The following is a 21187-nucleotide window of genomic DNA, read 5'->3' on the forward strand; positions in this document are numbered from 1 at the left end:
GTCAAGCCCCTCATCGCCGATGGTACCTGGCCCACGGGCCCGGGAGAGTAGGTCGCCGCTGGATTCACGGGCCCCTTGAGCAACAGCTCGAGGGGCCCTTCTTTTTTATATACCGCTCGGCCTCCGGCTCCACTTCCCATGTTTGCGTTCGGAGCAGGCTCGAGCAGGGGCTGCAAGCAGGGGGATGCTTCCCCCTTTTTTATTTACTGCCTACTGTCTACTTCCTACTTTTTTCTATCCTTTACCACATGAAACCGACGTTATCGTTTGTGTTGCAGTTGCCGCCATCAACGGCGTATGCAAAGCTTGAATCTGTTGTAGAGAATTTGCTGAAGGGCGTCTGCATGATGCTCGATTCGGGCAAGGTGAAGTTTTCGCTGTTCCTGGACGGTCCGACTCTTGAGGTGGCCACCAAGGTTCCGCGCCCGCTTATGTTAGGCAAACTGCGCCGCGCAATCGAAGACGGTTCGCTTGAACTTCTGGGAGGTGGCTTTTACGACCCGATGCTCCCGTTGTTCCCGACAGAACTGCAGGCCATGCAACTCAAGAAGCATGGTAAGCTCCTGTGGAAATATTTCGGCATCGAGCCTTCCGGTTATTTCAACTCCTCGATGGTGTGGGAAATGGAAATGACCGAACTCCTCGAAAAGCACCGCTTTGAATATGCGCTAGTGCAAGAGGCTTCGCTCCAGGATGCGCTTGGCCGTACGACTCCCGTTTCGGGCTGGTATACGGTCGAAGACAAGGGCTCGCTCATGCGAGTGGTCCCAGTGTCGCAGAAATTGTCCGATGCCATTTCGAACGATGATTTTCAGTGGGAACAGATTGCAGAACCGTATTGTCGTGGCGGAAAGGCTGCTGTTGTCGGCTTGAATATTCCTCCGCAGCCGGGCGATATTATCCCATTCTTTGAACGTTTGATCGAGTTTGTCGAAATGAACGAGATTTCGACGAAAACGGTTGCAAGTGCTGTCACTGAACAGAATGCCGAAGGCCGTGTGAGCTTCTTGCTTTCGTCAGGCCGAAAGATCGGCTTGCCTGCGGCAGCGAAAACCTGTCGTGAACTTCTGATTCGTAGACCCGAAGTCAACCTGCTTCACAAAATGCTTTTGGCCCAGTTCCGCCGTGCCGCGGCGTTGCTTAAGGGCCGTGAACGCGATGATTTCTTCGAAATGCTTTTGCCAGCCATGTCGCCTATCTATTACCGCGACATGCAGGATAGCGAAGGCATGCGTACGCCGATGGTCCGTTGGTGGGGCACGCGTTTTTTGCTGCAGGCCGCAAACCGCCTGACCGATCTCGTCTCGTTCGATGGAATCCGCCTGGATATTGCCGACTTTATGCTTGAAGGCTACAAGAGCATTTGGGCCGAAAACCATTCGTACTCCTTCTTGCTGAATTATCGCGACGGCGGCATTCTGAATATCTTGAATGCCAAGGATGCCGAAAATAGTGTACTGGGGGCTTGGCGTGACGACGGAAATCCGGCTGTCGGTTTTTTGGATTTCATGATTCCCAACGTGGAACTCAAGGCCGAAAAGCTAGACCAGATCCTGTCTGACCGCGAAGGGATGTTGACGGCCGCGTACGATTACCAAATCAAGCGCCATGATGCGGGTACCGATATCGCCTTGTTGTCCGATCAGCATTTGGTGCATGGCGGCCAGACTTTCGCGATCCATGCCGAAAAGAATTTCGAACTTTCGTCTACGGGTTCGCAGTTCTCGGTCGAGTACAAGCTCTTGAACAATTCTCCCGAAACGATCAAGGGCTTCTTCGGGACATTGCTTGACACGGGGCTTCTCGCCTGCGGCCATACGGACAAGGACATCTTGATTGACGGCGTCCCGCTCAAATTCAATTTCCGCGACCCGCTCATTTTCCCGGATGCATGCTCTTTTGAAATTGCGGACAAGACGACTACTTCTAGAATCGAGCTTGTCTTTGAGAAAAAAACTTCTGTTCTGGTGTCGCCGATTTTCGGAGCGTCTGCGCAAGCCGCCCCGGAAGCCCTGCAAGGTATTCGCGTGTTCCCGTTCTGGAAAATGAATCTAGCGGGCGAGGCCGAATTCTCCGTGCTCATGACGGTTAAAATTTCCAAGAGGTAATCGATGAAGTCAGACTTGATTGACATACAGGTGGAATCTCGCGGAAACGATGTGGAACTTACATTGTCCGGTTCGCTTGGCTTGCCGCAGCTGTCGGCGGTCAAGGAAAAGCTGGATATGCTCGTCGAAGGCCCGGGCTGCTTCTACTTCTTGAACTTGCAGAATGCGCATTTCACTAGCGACCGCTACCTGGAAGTGTTCCTGGAACTCTTGAACCGCGTCAAAGCTCAAAAGTCGGCGCTGATCCTGATTTTCGAATCGGCTGAACTCCACGATTATTTTTCGAAGTATTTGAGCATCTTCGATGTCTACGAGAACCGCAAGGCGTACAAGAAGTCGGGTACCAAGAAGCAACTGCAGCAAATCGGCCTGCATTACGGGCTGCGCTCGGGCATTACCGTGAGTTCGGGTGTCGCCGTTGCGCTCATATCGTTGATTCTTGGGTGGATGATTACCTTGTTCATAATCATCTCGTCGCAGGGCCATGAAATTTCTGACAAACAGGCGCAAATCATTGCTCTTCAGAACCAGAAGGAACGTTACATTAAAGAAATCGACAAGCTAGAATCTTCGATTGGGCCGCTCCGCAAGCTAGGTGTGGTGCAAGATACGACAAGGCTCAGTTCCTTCGGGCTCATTCAGGATTGGGTGAGCTATTTGGAATACCTAGAGAATACAAGGCGTGAAAAGTAACGTTCGCATATCCAAGCTCACGTTTGCGATTGCCCTGGTGCTTTGCTTCGGGGCGTTGGGGCTTTTTGTGTCTCACTGGCATGCGCGCCAGGCTGAAATCCGGGAACTTGCCGTTAAAGAGTCCATTTTGCGCGGAGAGCTCGAACAGCTGAGCGCTTGGGGAAAGTGGACGATTGACTATGTCAAGATCAGCCGTGCGCTGGATTATCTTTCAAAAGGCCGCCTGAGTGAAGACCAGCGCGAAATGCTGACGGAACAGCTTTGGCAGATTTCGAGGTCTTATGTCACGGACCCGTTGCTTATTTTGGCGGTGGTCGCGCAAGAAAGCCGTGGTAACCCCAATGCGCGCGGCCGTAAACAGTCCGGTGCGTTTTCGGGAGCCTTGGGTTTAATGCAAATCAAGCTTGAAACCGCCAAGAAAATGGGTGAACCCTTTGGGCTTCAAATCGAAACCGAAGAGGACTTGCTCCGGCCCGAAATCAACGTGACTGTGGGAACGGCTTACTTGATTCGACTCATTTCTAGGTACGGCAACTGGAAAGACGCCTTGATTGCATACAACTTAGGACATTCCGCGGTAGACCGGATGCTTCAATCGGGCAAGCCTTTGCCGACCAAATATTACGAGCACGTGATTTCCAAATACCGGAACCTGATGAGTCTCGAATTTTAAGACAAGATGGCGGTTCCGACAGATAAGTCGTAAGTAAATTGTCGTTAAATTTACTAGATTTTACTCATGTTTCGTGTAATCGCAGTCCTCTTCTTGGTCACAAGTGTGCTTGCCGGTGAAATCCGGTATAGTCTTGACCAGTTCGTGGAAGAGGGTCTTGCGGCGGATCCGCAGGTGGCAGAACTCAAATATGGCACCGAAGCGAAGAAAAACCAGATCCGCAAACTGAAATCCGAAGCCATTTTGCCGACTTTTTATGTGGGCATGATGGTGGGGCCGGCCCCCGGTTTAAAGAACGAATTGCAGAACGGCGATACGGTCGAAGTTTATGACTTTACCAAAATGGGTCCATTCTGGGGTGTCCAGGCGAAATTTATCCAGCCTTTGAATCTGGGCCAGTACCGTGCCGGTAAAATGGCTTTAGAAGCCGACCTGCAGCAAAAAAGCTTTGATATCGAGAACCAGATTCACAAAAAGGATGTGGAACTACAGACGTACTACTACAACTACCTCCTGGCAAAAGAAATGATCCGCATTGCAGGCGATGCGCAGTCCAAGGTAGATGACGCTTACGAAAAGCTGGAAGAAGCGCTGGACGATGACGACCCGAACGTGTCGCAGATGGACCTCTTGAACCTGAAGGCCAAAATGCATACGGTCAAGGAAGGCGTCACCGAAGCCAATTTGGGTATGAAGCGTGTGATGCTCGCCATTCGTTTTTCGCTGAGAATGGATGAAAACGATTCTTTTGTGGCAGAAGATTCTATTTTGGCACCGCGCACAGAACCATTGCCCTCGCTTGACGAAGTGCGCAGCATGACACTGAAATACCATCCGGAATTGCGCCAACTCTCGGCCGGTATTCGCGCCCGCCGTATTCAGATGGACTTGGCCGAAGCGAAGCTTGCCCCCGAATTCTTCGTGATGGGCGAAATTGAATACGTGAAGAGCTGGGCCGGTAACAGAAGTATCTTGCAGAAAAACGCTTTTGCCGAAGATGCCGTGAATAAACTCGATGGCGTTTTGGGTGTGGGTGTTCGCTATAACTTGAATTTCTGGAAAAACTGGGAAGGCTATCGTTCCGCACGTACAGATATGCGCGGCCTTCAACTGAAAGAATCTTACGCTTCGGAAGGCTTAATGGCCAAGGCCGAAGAACAGTATTACCAGGTAGTTGCCGCCAAGGAAAAACTTGATGCCATGAAAGAAAGCCTGCGCGCTTCCGAAGGCATTTTGAAGGGCGCTGCCATGCAGTACGATTTGGACAAATCAAAGACGGGTGACTTGGTTTCGGCTTATACGCAAAATATTACCATGCAAAAAGATTACTATTTTGCGGTATGTTCGTATAATGTGGAGTTCGCCCAGCTGATTGCAAAGATTGGGATGTCTTTGAAGGAATTCCACACGATTTATATGAATCAGTGAGTTTAAAGGAGAAGAAAATGTTCAAGAAGATTTTGATTGCCATCGCATGTGCCTCTTTGGTCGCCTTTGCTGCCGAAGATCCGGTTGCCGCTATCAAGAAAAAGGATGCCGAACTTCAGACACTCTTGAAGAAGTCTAGCCGCAATGCGAAGGAAACGGAACGCGTCAAGAGCTTGCTCAGCGATTCCTTCGATTTCGCCCTGCTCGCCAAGAAATCCTTGTCCAGCAAGGATTGGGATGCCCAGGATGCCGCCTCGCAGGAAAAGTTCGTTGCCGAATTCCAGCGCATGGTCCGTAATTCCAGCGCCAAGCGCCTGGAACTCTACCGTGCCGACTCCACGATTTACGAACCCGCCAAGATGAAGAAGGATAACGAAGCCCGCGTGGTCGCTCACCTTTGGAACAAGGGCAAGGAATCGGTTCTGGAATACAAGATGAGCCTGGTGGACGGCAAGTGGATGGCCTGGGATTTGGTCATTGACGATCTTTCTACCGCCCGCAATTACAAGGACCAGTTCTCGCAAATCCTCAAGACCAAGAGCTTTGCGGAATTGATCGATATCATCAGCAAGAAGGCTGATGAATCGGAGAAGTAACCACCTTGATTTGGTTCTGGGGTGTACTTTGTGCTTTGGCGCTTGTCGCCCTGTTTTTTCCGTTTATATTTTGGATTGACTTTTCGGCAGATTTTAAAGGCGTAACGGTTTGCGTTCGCTTTTTCAAGAAGCACGTATATACTTACGAAAAGAAGTTTGGCAAGAAGGAACAGTCCGAGGAAGAGGATTGTTCCGCCTCTGTAGATGAAGAAGTCGCAAAGGCTCCGGAAAAACCTGTGGAATCGAAGGAGTCACCGAAGGTAGAGCAAAAGTCCGAACCGGAAAGTACGCGTGAACCGGAAAAAACGGCGGAGCCTGCAAAGACAACCGAGCCGGTAAAGCCTGCCGAAAAAAAGGAAGAGCCGCAATCGGTTGAAGAAAAAGAAGAACCGGAATTGGCGGGTAAAAAACCGTCGGACGAGAAATCTTCAGAAAAAAAATTGCAAGAAAAAAATCCGGCGGAAGAAAAAGCACCGGTGAATGAATCGGCGGAAGAAGAGAAAGAAGAAAAGCGCTCGCTGACGGATGTAGAATTCTGGACGCTTTTGCTGACTCCTGAATTCGATACTCGCGCCTGGTGGGCTGTACGCCATGCGTTGTCCGCTTTGTTTAAGTTGTTCAGAATGCGCTTTGCCGATTGCTTTGTAGAAGGCATCCGCTTTCAGGAATACGAGAACATGGGCTACGCCGCGGCGTTGAACGGAGTCCTCAAGAGTTTCCCTTACATTGGCGCTTGGGACTTCCGCATGGACTGGACGCGAGACCATGAACCGCATGCCGAAGGTCATATGCGGGCATCGATAAATGTTTGCCGTGTGTTGGGTTTGATTTTGGCAATTCTTTTCTACGGCGGCATTGTGGCGTTTACGTTCTGGCGTCGCCGCGCCAAGATTCTTAAGACGGGCGAACTCCCGGAACTTGGCTTTATCCGCAGCAAGATTGTGAAAATGATGTCGGAGGATGACTGATGCCTGCTTTGACTTTGGATAGACTGCTTGCTTCTATCGGCTTTGGCTCGCGCAAGGACGCGCGTGCACTAGTGCGTATGGGCATGGTGGAACTGAATGGCGAGGTTCTTGACGATCCGTTTGTGGAATTCAAGGAACGTCCGGAATCGATTACGGTGAACGGAGAAGAAGTCCCGACAATCGAAAAACTCTACATCATGATGGACAAACCGCTGGACGTGGAATGCAGTCATAACGCCCGCGACCACCAGTCGGTGTTCGAACTTTTGCCGGACCGTTTTACCGCGATGGGAATCCAGACGGTGGGCCGTCTGGATGCGGACTCTTCGGGCCTGTTGCTGTTCTCGAACCAGGGCGATTTTATCCACAAGGTCGAAAGCCCCAAGAAGGGTTACCTGAAGCAGTACCGCGTGACGTTGGCGCGCCCGTTTACCGAAGAGCAGAAGGCGGAACTGTTGCTCGGCGTGATGCTGAAAGACGAACGCCGCCCCGTGCTTGCGCGTGAACTTTCGGTTGATGGCGATTCTGTGCTGATTTCGATTGGTGAAGGACTGTACCATCAGGTCCGCCGTATGTTTGCCGCTGTAGGCAATCATGTGCTTACGCTTAAGCGCGAAGCCATCGGCCCGGTGGTGCTGGACCAGACTCTTGGCAAGGGCGGGTGGCGCTACCTGACGGCAGAAGAAGTCGCCTCACTGACTTAGCGGCTCGGCTTAAAATTAAAAAGCCTCGAACAATGTCGGGGCTTTAAAACTTTCTGTGGCGAAATGGGTTAGGCTTCTTCGTCAGCCTGAACTTGCGGCTGGGCAGAAATCACGACGTCGCGGTCCTCTGCTTCGAGCTTGGCGTTCACGCCTTCGACCAGGGCTTCGAGACTGTTGATCTTGTCCTTGATGTCGTTGCTGAACTTGAAGGAAGGGACCATGCGTTCTTCGATAAGGACTGTTTCGCCGGTGCGGGGGTTGCGGGCCGGGCGAGCCTTACGCGGCTTGCAGCTGAAAGTGCCGAAACCACGGATCTCGATGGTGTTGCCTTCGATCAGTTTTTCGCCCAAAAGGTCGAGGAACTGCTCGATAACGGTCTTAATATCGTTGCGCACAAATCCGGTGGACTTGGCGATTTCTTGAATCAGTGCTTGTTTAGTTATATTTGCCACGGCTTAAATATAGGTTTATCAATGAGTTAGCGTACGGGTTATATTCAAATTAAATAATTTTTTCGGGCTCTAGTTGCGGACTATTTGTGGATAATTGTGGTTAAAATGTTGAAAAGTTTCAGGCTTAGAAATTTGGACGTGTTTCCGAACACAATCCTCAGCCCCATGGACGGGGTGACGGATGCTCCCTTCCGTAGACTTTGCCGGGTTCTTTCGGGAAATCGCATGGGCCTTTTGGTGTCGGAATTCGTCCCGACGGATGGAGATGCCGTTTTTTGCCTGGATGGCCACAAGCAACTGAAGTTCTTCCCTGAAGAACGCCCCTTTGGTGTTCAAATTTTTGGGCGGTTCCCTGACAAGATGGCCGCTGCCGCTAAAAAGATAGCCGAAAACCTTCATCCGGAGTTTATCGAGGTGAATGCGGGCTGCCCGGCACCGAAGGTGGCGGGGAAGGGAAGCGGGTCTGGACTTTTGCGCGACCTGCCGCGCTTGCAAGAAATCTTGCACGATGTTAAGTCCGCGCTGGATTCTTCGAGTGTTGATATCCCGCTGACGCTCAAGTGCCGAATCGGCTGGGACAACGAAAGCATTAACGTGATGGAAACGCTTGCGATTGCCGAGGGCGAAGGCGTTGAAATGCTCACGGTGCATGGCCGTACCCGCTTGCAGGGGTATAACGGCCTTGCCAACTGGGAATGGATTGGCAAGGTCGCGGCCGCGGCCAAGATTCCCGTGATTGGCAACGGCGACGTGAACAGTGTGGCAGTAGCCCGCGAGCGCATTGAAACCTATGGTGTGTCGGGCGTGTCCATTGGCCGCGGCGCCATGCACAACCCGTGGATTTTCGGACAGATTGCCGATGCCTGGGAAGGTAAGCCCGCACATGAAATTACTGCGATGGAAGCTCTCGACGTGTTCCCGCTTTACTACAAGTTCAAACTTGAAGACGGCTCTACTGAAATGGGGGCGCTAGGCCGCCTGAAACAGTTGGGCGCAAGGCTCTGCAAGGGCTTTTGCCAAGAAGGATGTGGTGACGAAGTCGGTATGCATGTGCGACAGACCCTGCTTACTGCGCAGACTCCGCAAGAATTTTTTGAGCGCCTTGAGGTGTTGAGAAATGGTGGTGTGAAATCAATGTGCTTTGATCCGAATCGCTTGATAAATCTGAATGGAGCCAAAGAAACCGAATTGAAGTTTGGCGACCAGTTTGCCGGAAGGTAAATAATTTTTATCTGAAATTTTTTAGATAAATTCAATTTTGTATTTGTTTTAAATTTTTGAGTTTGTCTTAAAATCAAAGTTTCTTGTATTGCAAATGTATGACTTTGGTTTGCTTGTTTATAAAATATTTGCGAAATTGGCGTTATTTTATGCGAAAAACACTAATTGTAAATAAATTGTAAATTTGACAACAGGCTGAAAATAAGCTATAGTTAAAGAGCTTTTTTAAGGGTAGGAATTATGGCAATAGTAAGCGTACGAATGGAAGATGAAACAAAGAAAAAGTTCGAATCATTCTGTGATTCCGTTGGAATTACGGTTTCGGCAGCAGTAAACATGTTCGTGAAAATGACGATTCGCGAAGATCGCCTGCCCTTTGATGTCAAGGGTCATTCGTTTGAACCGCTGGGAAAGGTGGTTCAGGCGAAGGGCGTAGACTAAAAAAATTCTTGCTTAATTCGTTGTGAAAAACCGTCCTCGATGGGGACGGTTTTTTTATGTAAACATTGCAATGTTTTGAGTAGTGTAAATAGATAGTGTTTGTATTACAAGAATTTTAAAGTGTCTGCTTGTTATCATACAAATTATACTTTCATTGTAAAATGTTTACTTTGTGTGTTGAAAAAGTAATTATTTTGTTTGAATTTATTTAATTTGTTAAATGCTGATGATGAGGGTGAAATATGAATTTATTGCTAAGCTTGACGGAAAAGTGTAATTTACGTTGTAACTATTGCTATTATAAATCAAGCCAAGTGAATCGCGAACTTGAAATGAGCGATGAAATTCTTGAAAAATCGATAAAATTAGCTTTAGAGAGAACCATTAAGTTAAAACATGAATTTTTTAATATCACCTTTTTTGGTGGTGAACCTCTTTTACGTGTTGATGCCATTTGCAAAGGTGTTGAATTTGCAAAAATGATGGTTGAATCTGAACGTGCAAAGTTGCCCAAAAATTTTGAAATGCACTTTGCGGTGAATACGAATGGCACGCTTTTTTCCAATGACCTTTTGGACTTTTTTCAAAAAGAAAAATTTCAAATATATTTGTCGTTAGATGGACCGGAAAAAAAACATGACATCTCTAGAGTCAAAATTAATGGAAAAGGCTGTTTTAAAGATATCGCTCCGTATATTCCAAGATTGGTCGATATGGATGCAACCGTTTTGTCGGTGGTGACTCGCAAACATGTGCAGGGATTGGCTGACTCCGTTAAGTGGGTGTTTGAACAAGGCTTTAGGGGAATGTCGACCGCGGTGGATTATGATGGCAAATGGACTGGCGAAGATTTAGATGCTCTAGCTTTGGAATATCAAAAAATGGCCATGTTCTGGTTTGATTTCAGAAATGCCGGAAAAGATTTTTATTTAGGAACGATTCAGGATAAAATTACATATGATGTCCTGAATACTAGACAAAAGGAACAGTCCTGTTCCATTTCCAAAGGTGGATTTGGTGTCGCTGCGAATGGAAATGTGTTTCCTTGTAGTCGGTTTGTAACAAGCGCACCTGATGCGAAGTATGTTTTGGGCAATGTCTTGGAAAATGGACTTGAAATGTTTTCTGGCCCCGTCGCCAAAGACTTGTGCCATTTTCTAGAAAATGATAAACCTGAATGCAAGAACTGTGCGATTAAATATCGCTGTTCCGCGCATGAATGTGGATGTACGTCTTTTTATACAACAGGATCGATTTATGGTGTGTCTCCTGAAGTGTGCACTCATGAACGAATCTTGACGGCGATTTGTGACGAGGTTCTTGAAAAACGTCGTTCTCAGGGATATTTCTTTTAACTCTCTAACCCTAAAAAAGGAAAATACAATGGCTACAAAAATTGAAACAAAAGCGGTTGCCGCAAAGACTGTTGCAAAAGCTACGGCGAAAGGCAGCAAGGTCCTCTCTTTTGACGGAACGAAAGGGATTATCGTTGAAAGATGGGCCTTTGAACACCTCAAACCTGTAAAACGTGGCGGCTCCCTTGTGGGCTATAGAATGGATCGCGAGTTGTTTAGGGCTGCCGACTTCAAGCAAATTGAAAAGGCCGTAACCCTTGCTCAGACTGCCGATACGAAGCTCGCTGCAAAGGCAAATCTGAAGGCTACAAAGACTCTTACGGCGAAGAAAAAGTAATTTTTCCTTATTGTGAATAAAGCGAAATCCTTGTCTGCATTGCAAACAAGGATTTTTTTCGTTTTTCCTTTTTTTACCTCCAAATTATTCCAATTTGGACTACTTTAAGGTCGCTTTTTAGGGGTGTTTTAGGGGGCCTGTTTGTAAAATTCCCTTTTTTCTTATATATATTAAAGTCATCTATTGTTCTTAAGAAGGGAAATATGAGGAACAAAATATTTGCGTATAAGGATGCAGTCGGGTTTGAAAACGAACTCTTCCTGTTTAGCAAGTGGTACAAGGAACATGGTTCCCCCACGATGAGCTTCCAAATCCATTCAACCATATTGGATCCCGAAAAACTGAAGCCCGTTTGGGATATTCTGGAACGCGTGTTCCCCGAGACGCCGTGGTTCGGTAACTCGACTAGCGGAAATATTGTGGACTGTGAACAGACGGTCGACATTTCTGTGTCCGCAATCATTTTCGAAAAACCCTCCAGCAAGTTCAAGATTGTGCAGTACGACTTTTCCAGGGAGTCTGTCGGTGGCATTGCAGGCCAGATCGTGGCTGAAGCCGACAAGGATCCTTGGGTCAAGGCTGTAGAAATTTATCACTGCATTTCGCCCTTCTCGACGACGGCTCTTTGCGAAGGGCTTGACAGCCTTGCTCCGAACATTCAGGTTTTTGGCGGTATTGTTTGTTCTCCCGATATTACGAGCCCGAATTCCTGCGTGTTCTCGTCGGTGGGTGGCTATACGAAGTCCGGTCTTTTGGTCGTGTTCTACGGCGGTGACGATCTTTATATTGAATCTCGCAAGATTAGCGGCTGGAAACCCATTGGACGTAACTTCCACGTGACCCGTTCGGAGGGCAATATCCTTTATGAACTGGGCGGCGTTCCGGCCTACGAAATTTATAACAAGTACCTGAACATCAAAAACGACAGCAATTTCTTCTACAACGCGCTTGAATTCCCTATGCTTTACGAGCATAATGGCGTTTCGATTGTGCGTGCGGCTGGCGCGAGTAATCCGGATGGTTCGCTCTCGATGTCTTCGGATATTGACGAGGGGTCCATTGTCCGGTTGTCGTATGGTGAACCGCAATTGATTGTGGAAAAGATTAAGGCTGAAAGTGAAGCGTGCGAAAAGTTTGCTCCCGAAGTGCAGCATATCTTCTCTTGCGCGGCCCGAAAGGCGTTCTGGTCCCAGCATGAACCGACTTACGAAATTTCTCCGTTCAAGGGCTTGGCTTCTAGCACCGGATTTTTCTCGCATGGCGAGTTCCTACGTGAAAAGGGCCACTTGAACCAGCACAACATTACGCTCGTATTTGCCTCGATGCGTGAAGGTCCTGCGGTAAAGCATGAACATGCTCCTGTGGAAGATATCCAAGATGGAATGTCTACGCGTTTGCCGCTTGCGGCCCGTATGGCGACCTTCATTCGCGAAACTTCTTTTGAACTGGAACAGATTAACAGCAAGCTACGCGTGATGAACGAACACTTGCAAGATGTCGCGACGACCGATGCCTTGACGGGGCTTGAAAACAGACTTGCCTTTGACGAACTTCTTAAGACGATTGGCCAGGAGGATTCCGAGGCAGGTACCTGGACCATGGTGTTGATGGACGTGAACGGTTTGAAGTACGCAAACGACACCTTTGGTCATCAGGCGGGTGACGCCTTGATTGTGGCTGCGGGTAACGCTATCAAGAGTGCTTACGGTGCAACCGGAAACTGCTTCAGAATTGGCGGTGACGAATTTGCCGTGGTGACGCGCGCTCCGCTGGATTCCTTGTTCGTGCTGTATAGCAACCTGCAGAAATGCATCGAAGAATACAACAAGGACGCTTTGTACCACTTGTCCATTGCAGTGGGCGAAAGCCGCCTGCGTAGCGATTCTGGCGTTCGCAAGTCCATTAGTGACTGGAAGATGGAAGCCGACTTGAATATGTACCGCGACAAGGTGCGTTACCACAAACCGGTAGAAAATAACGAGAACCAGAATCTCAAGGACTTGATTTCTTGCCTTATTACGGTGGAAGAAGCGAAGGATTCCTATACGGCGCATCATTCGGACCGCGTGAAGGCGTTCTCTGAACAGATTGCAAGGTTACTTGGCCTTTCGGAAGCTTCTGTCTCGTTGATTACCCATGCCGCACATTTGCACGATATCGGCAAGATGGGTATTAGCGACAGTGTTCTTGGCAAGCCTGGTAAGCTGACGGATGATGAATTCTCGATCATTAAGCAGCACCCGGTGATTGGCGCCAAGATTCTGATGCAGTCCAACTACACCCACGAACTGGTGCAGATTGTGCTTCACCACCATGAACGCTTTGATGGCCGCGGTTATCCCGAAGGCCTGAAGGGTGAAGAAATTCCTATCGGCGCCCGAATTATTGCAATTGCGGACTCCATTGACGCCATGACGAGCAAGCGCGTCTACCGCGATGCTTTGTCGTTGGATTACTGCCGCAATGAAATCGAAAAGAACCTGGGCGTGATGTACGACCCTGCCATTGGCAAGGTGGTTCTGGATCATTGGAACGAGGTCGCTGATTTGCTGATGAAGCTGCAGAGCGGTCGCCCGAAAGTCATTAATCGCACCAATTGATAGACCTTGCAAAAAAAGCCGCCGGAAGTTCCGGCGGCTTTTTAATTGCTTTATTTGGGCGCGAGCGGTCTTTTACCTTTTGTCGCGGTCGACCCAGGCGCGAGCCGTGTGGCCCGTGTAAATCTGGCGCGGACGGTTGATCTTGGAATTCGGATCGTCGTGCATTTCCTTCCAGTGGGCAATCCAGCCGGGCAAGCGGCCGATAGCGAACATCACGGTAAGCATGTTCGTCGGGATACCCATGGCGCGGTAGAGAATGCCCGAGTAGAAATCCACGTTCGGGTAGAGCTTGCGTTCAACGAAGTAGTCATCCTTGAGGGCGGCTTCTTCGAGCTTGAGCGCAATGTCCAGCAGCGGGTCGTGGAAATGTTCGCGTTCGAACACCTGGTACATAAGCTTCTTGAGTACCTTGGCGCGCGGGTCGTAGCTCTTGTAGACGCGGTGACCAAAACCGGAAAGACGGAACGGGTCGTTCTTGTCCTTAGCCTTGTCCATCACCTGTTCGATTGTCATGCCACTCTGCTGGATGCGGAGGAGCGTTTCGAGCACGGCCTGGTTTGCACCGCCATGGAGCGGACCCCACAGGGCGCAAATGCCTGCGCAAATACTTGCGTACAAGTTAGCATGAGAGCTCCCCACCATACGCACCGTAGACGTAGAGCAGTTCTGCTCGTGGTCGGCGTGTACAATCAGAAGCGTGTTCAGCGCCTTTTCCATAATCGGATCGGGGTGGTAGGAACGAGCCTTGCTGCTGAACATCATGTTCAGGAAGTTGCTGCAGTAGCTGCGTTCCGCTTCGGGGTACACGAACGGTTCACCGATGCTTGCCTTGTAAGAGAAGGCGGCAATCGTGCGGATCTTCGAAATCAGGCTTGCGGTCGTGAGGTCGAACACGTCGGCGATGTTTTCGTCGTCGTAGAAACGCGGCGTAAACAGGCCCACGGCGTTCACGATGGAGCTCAGAATACCCATCGGGTGGGCACTCGGCGGCATCTGCCTAAAGAAGTGCAGAAGGTTTTCGTGGAGGAGTGAATTCTCGGTCAACAACGTGCGGAAACGCGCCAGCTGCTGCTGAGTCGGCAGTTCTCCGTAAATCAGAAGCCAAGCGGTTTCGGGGAAGGTTGCCTTTTCGGCCAGGTCTTCGATACTGTAGCCGCGGTAACGCAGGATTCCGTGTTCGCCGTCCACGTAAGTGATGGCGCTTCGGGTGCTACCGGTGTTCAGGTAGCCGTAATCCAAGGTCACCAGGCCGGTTTCCTTGCGGAGTTTGCAGATGTCGAGACCGTGTTCGTTTTCAGCACCTTCAACAACAGGGAGCTCGATGCTCTTTCCGTTGTAACTTAAAATGGCGTTGTCGGACATGTATCCTCCAGGTGATTAATTAAGAGTTCGGAATTCAGAGTTCAGAACTTAAATAGTCGCGGCGTAGCCGCCTTATTAACAACTCCGAAATCCGAAATCATAATTCTGAATTTAGAATGAAATCTACGATTTCATTCCCATGATGCAATTATAGATATTGTCGAAGAGCTTGGGAAGCTTTTCGGTCGGAACGGCAGAGAATGCGAGGCGGATCAAGCCAGAAAGCATAATCGTACCGGTGCTGTAGTCCTTGATGAGTTTTTCGCGGAGCTGTTCTGCGTCGACGCCCTTCGGCTTGATGCACATAAAGTAACCGCTGTTGCACGGCATCGGGTCAAAGGCTTCCTTGTATTCCGGATGGGCGGCCAAGACTTCCTTGATGATGTCGTAGCGCTTCTTCAAGGTAGCGTACTTTTCAGCCTTCTGCTGGGCGTATTCCGGGCTCTGGTAAGCGGCGAGCAGGATCTTCTGGCTGATGCTCGGGGCATTGGAAATGTTGCCACGGACGGTACCGGCGGCCTTGTCTTCCATGGCCTTGAGCTGGGCTTCGGTTGCACCCTTGAAGCCAAAGCTCATGAAGCCCACGCGGAAGCCCCATACGTAGTCTTCCTTGGTCGGACCGTCGAGCTTCACGGCGAGGAGGTTTTCGTGAGCGTCCACGAGCTTCACGAACAGGGATTCCTTGGTCACGCCTTCTTCGTACACCAGTCCGAAGTAAGCGTCGTCGAGGAGAGCCACCACCTTGTTGCCCTTGGCGGCGCATTCGGTGAGGATCTTGGCGATTTCAACCGCTTCCGTTTCGGTAGCGGTGTAGCCGGTCGGGTTGTTCGGGAAGTTCAGGAGCACGACCTTCTTGTCGCCCTTGCTGTTTTCCAAAGCGGCCTTCAAGGCTTCGGTATCGAAACCGCCGTTCTTGAAGGTGTTGAAGGTCTTGATCTTTGCGCCGCGGGCGTTTTCGAACACGAGCTCGTAGTTGTCCCAGTACAGGTCCGGGATAATCACTTCGTCACCGGCATCGAGGAACAGGTAACCGGCGCAGCTGATGGCGTGGGTGAGGGCGCAGGTCACGACCGGCGTGCTGAAGTTCTTGTTTGCAAGCGTCGGGTTCTTGATGATGACCTGCTTCTTCCATTCCTTGCGGAGGTCCGGGTTACCGAAGCTCGGGGCGTACAGGAAGGACTGCTTGGGCAGATTCAGGAACTTGAGGACGCAATCCAGCACGAGCGGAGAGCCGTCGTCTTCGAGGGCGGTGCCAATCGTAGCGTTGATCTCGGAGCCCTTGGCTTCGGCGCCTTGGCCGAGGATTCCCTTGCGGGGGAAGAAAATCGCCTTGCCCTGTTCAGAGAGCATGTCGAGAACTTTGCAGCCGTTGGCAGAAAGTTCGGCGTTGAGAGCCTGTGCTAAAGGATTGTAGTTCATGGTTTGTGTCCTTTTAAATTTTTGCGGGTGCAAAGATAAAAAAAGTAGGCAGTAGACAGTAGGCAGTAAACAGAAAATGGGGTGAAAAATGCATCTATGTTACAAAAAAGTAAGGTTCAATGGGGGAAAGCCTTCCCCTCGCCCAAGCCGCGCTTGGGCTACCCTTTCCAACGGGGGTTCCACCCCCGTAACGCCCCATTTTTAGTGATTCGTATCATCGTTTTTTGCAAAAAATGAAAAAATGGGCAGAAAGGCTTGTTTTTAGGGCTGTGTTAATTTATATTAAATTGTGTTGGAGGTTTACATGAAAAAGATCCTTATTGGGGTGTCCGCAATTTCGCTTGCGCTCTTGGCGTGTAGCGATGATTCTTCGTCGAATTCTAACGGTAATCATGCTTTGACAGGATCCAATCGTGTTGACCTGCAGATGGCTAGCAAATGCCTTGATAACGGCTTGGGCGTTTTATACAAAAAAGCGGGCTCCGATGAATTGGATAAAGCGTACCTAGTTGAAGATTCAACGGGAAACAATCAAATCTTGGTTCCTGAATTGAATGATTACTGCGACATTATGGCCGATTTCAAGTCTAAGCGATTGGGCGATACGTTGGAAATTTGGTTCAATCTGGAAGAAGCCGCCGTGACAAACTGCATGTGCATCAAGGATCACCTGTTCAGCATTAAGTCAAGCGATGCCGATGCCAAGTATTTCAAGTATTCCGGCGACGTTTTTGCAGTGACTTCAGAACCGGCGCCTGTAAGGCCCGAAATCGAAGAACCCACGATTCCCGATGCGCCGGAATTTGACGAGTCTGAACCGCACCAGCACACGACTGATGTGATTGGTAAGTGCAGGAGCGGCTCTGTTGACGATGAATCTCTTTTGAGCTATAAATATATCGATGTTGCCGGATGGAATGATTATTCGGAGACGACAGAAAACGGATCAATTCCTCTTGCCCTAAAGTACGAAGACGAAGGTGACGCAGTCCTTGTCATGGAGACTTCGTTCAGTTGCGATGAATATGTTTCTAGCGTGAATGTTTTTGTTTCGAATGACACGCTCTTTGTGAAACCTAAGATAAGCAAAGATGAATCGGTGAAATTGCCCCCGGGCGAAGGCTGTGGTTGCTATACGACGGCAGCCTTCAAACTCGAAAATGAAGGCGTTTATGCCGATGCCAAGTACATGGTTTTCGGGAATCATATGGAATTCGTGTATACGCTGAAACCAGGAACTGAAAAATAATCATCCTAAAGCTCCTTGGAATGATTAGCGCACCCCTTCGGGGGTGCGTTCTTTGTGGGATTAAAATCAAGTAAATTGGCTACCGAGCTGTTGACTTTTCTATTCCAATTTGGAATAGAGAAAAACCACAACCTACGGAAAATCCTGGCGCAATCTAGTTACAAAATAACTACAAAAATCGCCGTATTGTAAAGATTTATTTATATTTAAAAAAAAAAGAAGGTGTTATGGATATTGAAAACAGAAAAAAGGGGAGGAGTAAACGCGGTTTCACCGTCATCGAGTTGATGGTAGTTATCGTGATAATCAACCTCTTGTCAGGAGTTGCATTGCCACAATTGACCGGTTACATCGAAAGAACTAAAGAAAAGATGGACCTGATGAAATTGTTTTATCTCAAGCATTCTGTGGAACGTGGACTTTACGAACTAGAGGGAACAGGGAGCAAGGCTGTTGACACAGCCTCTGTTTCTGGAGGAGAGCAATATTATGGATGGAAAACTGCTGAGAACTGGTTAAAAGACAAATCTGGACTAGGTTTGTTTAGAATGAATCTACGGAAAGATAATCCTGTAAGATTTAATACTGCGCGGCTTCAAAAGAATGAGCTAAAATCTGGATTTTGGGCCGATATGTTAAAAGAAGCTGGCTTTGGAGCCGTGGCGCAAGGGGTTGGGGGGTCTAAGGATGGGAATGGCTGGGCTTACGGTCTATCTCTATTCACTAGTAAGACTCTGACCTGGTCAGCTGGCGACACAAACCCTCAATTAAAGGTTCGCTGGACGAATGGTAATCCAAATTCCCATTCTGTAGATGTCTATATCGGCGGTGATTGGAATGATGCCCTGAGGGGGCGAATGGGAACATGTTTTTCTACTTACGGTGATGGCGCCTGCAAATGATTTTTACGCTTCACCGATGCGAATCATTTTAAGGAGCGGCATGCCCGCGTCGCGGCATTCGGCAAGATTCACATCGAAATCGATGCTCCAGTCGTTAAAGTCTTCTTCGTCTTGCAGCATCTGCTGCACGTGCATGATATCACCTTCGTAGGTGATAATCGTATGGTGCAACGAGCGGCCTTCGACATCGAGACGGAACTTGTGGTGTTCTGCGGTATAGGCGGCCATGATTTCCATGAGGCCGTTTTCGGTCCAAGGCTTTCCGTCGCCGTCCACGAGCATCTGCCCTTCGGCGAGGTCATCGGCGAGCATGTCGAGCACATCGCCGTAGGCCTGTTTCTGTAGCGCCGACATCAGCTGGAAAATGCGCTGGCGCACCATGACAATAAAATGCTTCTTGTCGTAGGTGATGTCGGCGGCCACCTTATCGGCCCCGAAGGCGGTCTCGAGTTCCGTGGCGCCTGCGGCTTCCATGCGCTTCTGGTAGTCTTCGGGGTGCGCCATCTTTTCCCATTCTTCGAGCAGGCTCGAGTCGGTGCGACGAATCATGTCGCCGAGGTAGTCTTGCATGTCGAGGAGTTCTTCGTTCTTGTAGCCGTCGGGAACGGTTTGGGTGAGCACCTTGTAAACGCCGTTGATATGTCGGAGTAGAATTGCTTCCATGCGCTGCAGGCCGTACTGCTTGACGTACCCGCTAAAAGTGCTGAAGTTTTCGAACATTTCGCGCACGATGCTCTTGGGTTCGATATTCACGTCGACCCAAGGGTGTTCTTCGGCAAAGGCGTTGAAGGTGTCGTAAATGAAATCGCGAAGCGGCTTGGGGTATTCCACCTTCTCAATTTCTTCCATACGCTGGTTGAATTCCATACCCTGCGCCTTGAGCTCGTCGAGGCGAGCGTTACGCGCCTTGTTCTGCTGAATGCGGAGGATTGCATCCGGGTTTTCCACAATGCTTTCGCACAAAGTAATGACATCAAGGGCGTATTCGGGGCTTTCGCGGTCCAGTTTCGGAAGCGTATCGACCAGGTACAGCGAAAGCGGCTGGTTCATGGAAAAGTCGTCTTGCAAGTCCATGTTGACGCGGAGCTTGCTGTAGCCGGGCGCAATCGGTGTCACAAATTCAATGATATTCTTCTTGACGAGGCTCTTGAAAAGCTGAAAAGCGCGGTGTTGCAATTTCTTTTTGCTTGCGATACTTTCGTGGCAATCCTTGAGCAGGTTGCGCATGGCGGTGCAGCCGTCCGTAGGGCGGCTCAGAATGTTCAGGAGCATTCCATGGCTTACCTGAAAACTCGATGTGAGCGGCTCTGGCGAGGCGGCAATGAGGCGCTTGTAGGTGCTTTCGTCAAAAGGAACGTAGCCGTGTTCGGGCGGTTTCTTTTTCTGGAATTTTTTGCCGGTCTGCTTGGTTTTGGCTTCCAGTTTCAGGTTCTCGATGACATGCTCGGGAGCCTGCGCCACTACGTAGCCAATATCGTCGAATCCCTTGCGCCCCGCGCGGCCTGCAATCTGGTGGAAGTCGCGGGCGGTCAGGATCGCCGTCTTGTCGCCGCTGTACTTGCAAAGCTGCGTGAAGAGCACCGTTCGAATGGGCACGTTTACGCCCACGCCCAGTGTATCCGTTCCGCAAATGACTTTGAGCAGGCCCTTTTGAGCCAACTTTTCGCAGAGGATGCGGTACTTGGGCAAAAGTCCCGCATGGTGCAAACCAATACCCTGCTTGAGCCAGCGCTTGACTTCGGGGCCGTAGGGGCTGCTGAATCGGACTTCCTTGATGGCTTCGTTAATCGCCTGTTTTTCTTCTTTAGTACACAAGTCCAGACTCATGAAATTCTGGGCGTTGGTCGCCGCGGCTGCCTGCGTAAAATGCACTACATAAATGGGAGCCTTGCCGCTAGACACAAGCTTTTGCACCGTGTTCGAAATCTCGGTTTCGGAATAGCTGAAATCGAGCGGGACCGGGCGCTGTGACGAATGTACCGTCACCGACTCGCGGCCCGTATGCTTCGTCATGTCGCGTTCGAAAAATTCGGTGGCGCCGACGGTTGCGCTCATGAGCAAAAATCTTGCTTGCGGTAGAGTCAATAGCGGTACCTGCCAGGCGACTCCGCGTTCCTTGTCGGAATAGTAATGGAATTCGTCCATCACCACATCGGTAATCGTAAGCTGCTCGCCTTCACTTAGCGCCATGTTACTCAAGATTTCGGCGGTACAACAAAGGATAGGAGCGTCATGGTTGACGGTCGCATCTCCTGTCGAAAGTCCCACATTCTCGGCGCCGAATTCCTTGCAGAGTGCCATCCACTTTTCGTTCACCAGAGCCTTGATGGGGCAGGTGTAAACGCTGCGGCGCCCATGTGCCAAACTGTCAAAATGGAGGGCCAGGGCCACCATTGATTTCCCGGAGCCCGTGGGCGTGTTGAGAATGACGTTTTTGCCGTCCAAAAGTTCAAGAATCGCTTCTTCTTGAGCGGGGTAGAGCGTTGTGCCGCGGGATTCCGCCCATGCCATGAACGCATCCAACAGGGTCTCGGCGCCTTCGCCGGCGTTAAATGGGGCTTGGGGCAAGAATTCTTTCAATGTTTTGCGGGCGTTTTCACTCATAAAGCCAAAGATAGATATTTGTGGCGAAGTCTGTTTTTCTAAATTGTAGGCGTATTGAGTCTGAAGGAATCCATT

18 protein-coding genes are annotated in these 21187 nt (G+C 49.7%); 14 read left to right on the top strand and 4 right to left on the bottom strand.

Features of this window, described 5'->3' with window-relative positions; all coding sequences use genetic code 11:
* The first annotated feature begins 248 nt into the window (after positions 1–248).
* The 7 genes from B7988_RS01590 to B7988_RS01620 all read left to right on the top strand — a co-directional run bounded on the left by B7988_RS01590 (position 249) and on the right by B7988_RS01620 (position 7170).
* Positions 249–2108 carry an alpha-amylase/4-alpha-glucanotransferase domain-containing protein gene (locus B7988_RS01590; RefSeq protein ID WP_088656589.1) on the top strand — a complete coding sequence of 620 codons (1860 nt, stop codon included), beginning with the start codon at positions 249–251 and terminating at the stop codon, positions 2106–2108.
* A gap of 3 nt (positions 2109–2111) precedes the next feature.
* Entirely contained in the window at positions 2112–2801 is a 690-nt protein-coding gene (locus tag B7988_RS01595) for a hypothetical protein (RefSeq protein WP_073323326.1), read from the top strand.
* Entirely contained in the window at positions 2791–3474 is a 684-nt protein-coding gene (locus tag B7988_RS01600; protein WP_073323324.1) for a transglycosylase SLT domain-containing protein, read from the top strand. The genes B7988_RS01595 and B7988_RS01600 overlap by 11 nt, the downstream gene beginning before the upstream one ends.
* 66 nt (positions 3475–3540) lie before the next feature.
* The gene (locus B7988_RS01605) at positions 3541–4902 is read left to right on the top strand and encodes a TolC family protein (protein ID WP_073323322.1); all 1362 of its coding nucleotides are present in this window, start codon (positions 3541–3543) and stop codon (positions 4900–4902) included.
* 17 nt (positions 4903–4919) lie between these two features.
* Complete coding sequence (locus B7988_RS01610; RefSeq protein WP_073323320.1) at positions 4920–5498, top strand: ABC transporter substrate-binding protein; 579 nt, start codon at positions 4920–4922, stop codon at positions 5496–5498.
* A 5-nt stretch (positions 5499–5503) separates the two neighbouring features.
* Positions 5504–6466 (top strand): hypothetical protein, encoded by a 963-nt coding sequence (locus B7988_RS01615; protein ID WP_088656590.1) that lies wholly within the window; start codon positions 5504–5506, stop codon positions 6464–6466.
* Entirely contained in the window at positions 6466–7170 is a 705-nt protein-coding gene (locus B7988_RS01620; protein ID WP_088656591.1) for a pseudouridine synthase, read from the top strand. The genes B7988_RS01615 and B7988_RS01620 overlap by 1 nt, the downstream gene beginning before the upstream one ends.
* A gap of 68 nt (positions 7171–7238) precedes the next feature.
* Here B7988_RS01620 and B7988_RS01625 read toward each other — a convergent pair whose 3' ends face one another.
* Positions 7239–7622 carry an HU family DNA-binding protein gene (locus B7988_RS01625; protein ID WP_073323316.1) on the bottom strand — a complete coding sequence of 128 codons (384 nt, stop codon included), beginning with the start codon at positions 7620–7622 and terminating at the stop codon, positions 7239–7241.
* Between the two features lie 105 nt (positions 7623–7727).
* Here B7988_RS01625 and B7988_RS01630 point away from each other — a divergent pair, with 105 nt between their 5' ends.
* From B7988_RS01630 to B7988_RS01650, 5 genes are all read left to right on the top strand, one after another.
* Positions 7728–8843: a tRNA-dihydrouridine synthase gene (locus tag B7988_RS01630; protein WP_088656592.1), complete on the top strand. Its 1116-nt coding sequence runs from the start codon at positions 7728–7730 to the stop codon at positions 8841–8843.
* Positions 8844–9083: 240 nt separating this feature from the next.
* A complete protein-coding gene (locus B7988_RS01635) occupies positions 9084–9284 on the top strand; it encodes a type II toxin-antitoxin system RelB/DinJ family antitoxin (RefSeq protein ID WP_088656593.1) in 201 nt (66 codons plus the stop codon).
* Between the two features lie 242 nt (positions 9285–9526).
* Entirely contained in the window at positions 9527–10639 is a 1113-nt protein-coding gene (locus B7988_RS01640; RefSeq protein WP_088656594.1) for a radical SAM protein, read from the top strand.
* 28 nt (positions 10640–10667) lie between these two features.
* The gene (locus B7988_RS01645; protein ID WP_073323308.1) at positions 10668–10976 is read left to right on the top strand and encodes a hypothetical protein; all 309 of its coding nucleotides are present in this window, start codon (positions 10668–10670) and stop codon (positions 10974–10976) included.
* A gap of 203 nt (positions 10977–11179) precedes the next feature.
* Complete coding sequence (locus B7988_RS01650; RefSeq protein ID WP_088656595.1) at positions 11180–13576, top strand: HD domain-containing phosphohydrolase; 2397 nt, start codon at positions 11180–11182, stop codon at positions 13574–13576.
* Positions 13577–13648: 72 nt separating this feature from the next.
* On the opposite strand, the gene B7988_RS01655 is transcribed toward B7988_RS01650, so the two are convergent.
* Positions 13649–14938: a citrate synthase gene (locus B7988_RS01655; protein WP_088656596.1), complete on the bottom strand. Its 1290-nt coding sequence runs from the start codon at positions 14936–14938 to the stop codon at positions 13649–13651.
* A gap of 123 nt (positions 14939–15061) precedes the next feature.
* Entirely contained in the window at positions 15062–16357 is a 1296-nt protein-coding gene (locus tag B7988_RS01660) for an aminotransferase class I/II-fold pyridoxal phosphate-dependent enzyme (RefSeq protein WP_088656597.1), read from the bottom strand.
* 304 nt (positions 16358–16661) lie between these two features.
* Here B7988_RS01660 and B7988_RS01665 point away from each other — a divergent pair, with 304 nt between their 5' ends.
* Positions 16662–17606, top strand: coding sequence for a hypothetical protein (locus B7988_RS01665; protein ID WP_088656598.1), 945 nt, complete (start codon positions 16662–16664; stop codon positions 17604–17606).
* Between the two features lie 227 nt (positions 17607–17833).
* Complete coding sequence (locus B7988_RS01670; protein ID WP_088656599.1) at positions 17834–18508, top strand: prepilin-type N-terminal cleavage/methylation domain-containing protein; 675 nt, start codon at positions 17834–17836, stop codon at positions 18506–18508.
* Positions 18509–18511: 3 nt separating this feature from the next.
* On the opposite strand, the gene B7988_RS01675 is transcribed toward B7988_RS01670, so the two are convergent.
* A complete protein-coding gene (locus B7988_RS01675; RefSeq protein ID WP_088656600.1) occupies positions 18512–21112 on the bottom strand; it encodes a DEAD/DEAH box helicase in 2601 nt (866 codons plus the stop codon).
* Positions 21113–21187 lie beyond the last annotated feature (75 nt).

It is taken from the genome of Fibrobacter sp. UWB1 (genome assembly GCF_002210325.1).
Classification (GTDB): Bacteria; Fibrobacterota; Fibrobacteria; order Fibrobacterales; family Fibrobacteraceae; genus Fibrobacter.

What these genes read in the sequence shown, in the direction of transcription:
- B7988_RS01595 (WP_073323326.1), top strand. Translation starts at nt 2,112, where the DNA reads ATGAAGTCAGACTTGATTGACATACAGGTGGAATCTCGCGGAAACGAT.
- B7988_RS01630 (WP_088656592.1), top strand. Translation starts at nt 7,728, where the DNA reads ATGTTGAAAAGTTTCAGGCTTAGAAATTTGGACGTGTTTCCGAACACA.
- B7988_RS01670 (WP_088656599.1), top strand. Translation starts at nt 17,834, where the DNA reads ATGGATATTGAAAACAGAAAAAAGGGGAGGAGTAAACGCGGTTTCACC.
- B7988_RS01635 (WP_088656593.1), top strand. Translation starts at nt 9,084, where the DNA reads ATGGCAATAGTAAGCGTACGAATGGAAGATGAAACAAAGAAAAAGTTC.
- B7988_RS01665 (WP_088656598.1), top strand. Translation starts at nt 16,662, where the DNA reads ATGAAAAAGATCCTTATTGGGGTGTCCGCAATTTCGCTTGCGCTCTTG.
- B7988_RS01655 (WP_088656596.1), bottom strand. Translation starts at nt 14,938, where the DNA reads ATGTCCGACAACGCCATTTTAAGTTACAACGGAAAGAGCATCGAGCTC.
- B7988_RS01620 (WP_088656591.1), top strand. Translation starts at nt 6,466, where the DNA reads ATGCCTGCTTTGACTTTGGATAGACTGCTTGCTTCTATCGGCTTTGGC.
- B7988_RS01675 (WP_088656600.1), bottom strand. Translation starts at nt 21,112, where the DNA reads ATGAGTGAAAACGCCCGCAAAACATTGAAAGAATTCTTGCCCCAAGCC.
- B7988_RS01645 (WP_073323308.1), top strand. Translation starts at nt 10,668, where the DNA reads ATGGCTACAAAAATTGAAACAAAAGCGGTTGCCGCAAAGACTGTTGCA.
- B7988_RS01640 (WP_088656594.1), top strand. Translation starts at nt 9,527, where the DNA reads ATGAATTTATTGCTAAGCTTGACGGAAAAGTGTAATTTACGTTGTAAC.
- B7988_RS01650 (WP_088656595.1), top strand. Translation starts at nt 11,180, where the DNA reads ATGAGGAACAAAATATTTGCGTATAAGGATGCAGTCGGGTTTGAAAAC.
- B7988_RS01610 (WP_073323320.1), top strand. Translation starts at nt 4,920, where the DNA reads ATGTTCAAGAAGATTTTGATTGCCATCGCATGTGCCTCTTTGGTCGCC.
- B7988_RS01660 (WP_088656597.1), bottom strand. Translation starts at nt 16,357, where the DNA reads ATGAACTACAATCCTTTAGCACAGGCTCTCAACGCCGAACTTTCTGCC.
- B7988_RS01590 (WP_088656589.1), top strand. Translation starts at nt 249, where the DNA reads ATGAAACCGACGTTATCGTTTGTGTTGCAGTTGCCGCCATCAACGGCG.
- B7988_RS01605 (WP_073323322.1), top strand. Translation starts at nt 3,541, where the DNA reads ATGTTTCGTGTAATCGCAGTCCTCTTCTTGGTCACAAGTGTGCTTGCC.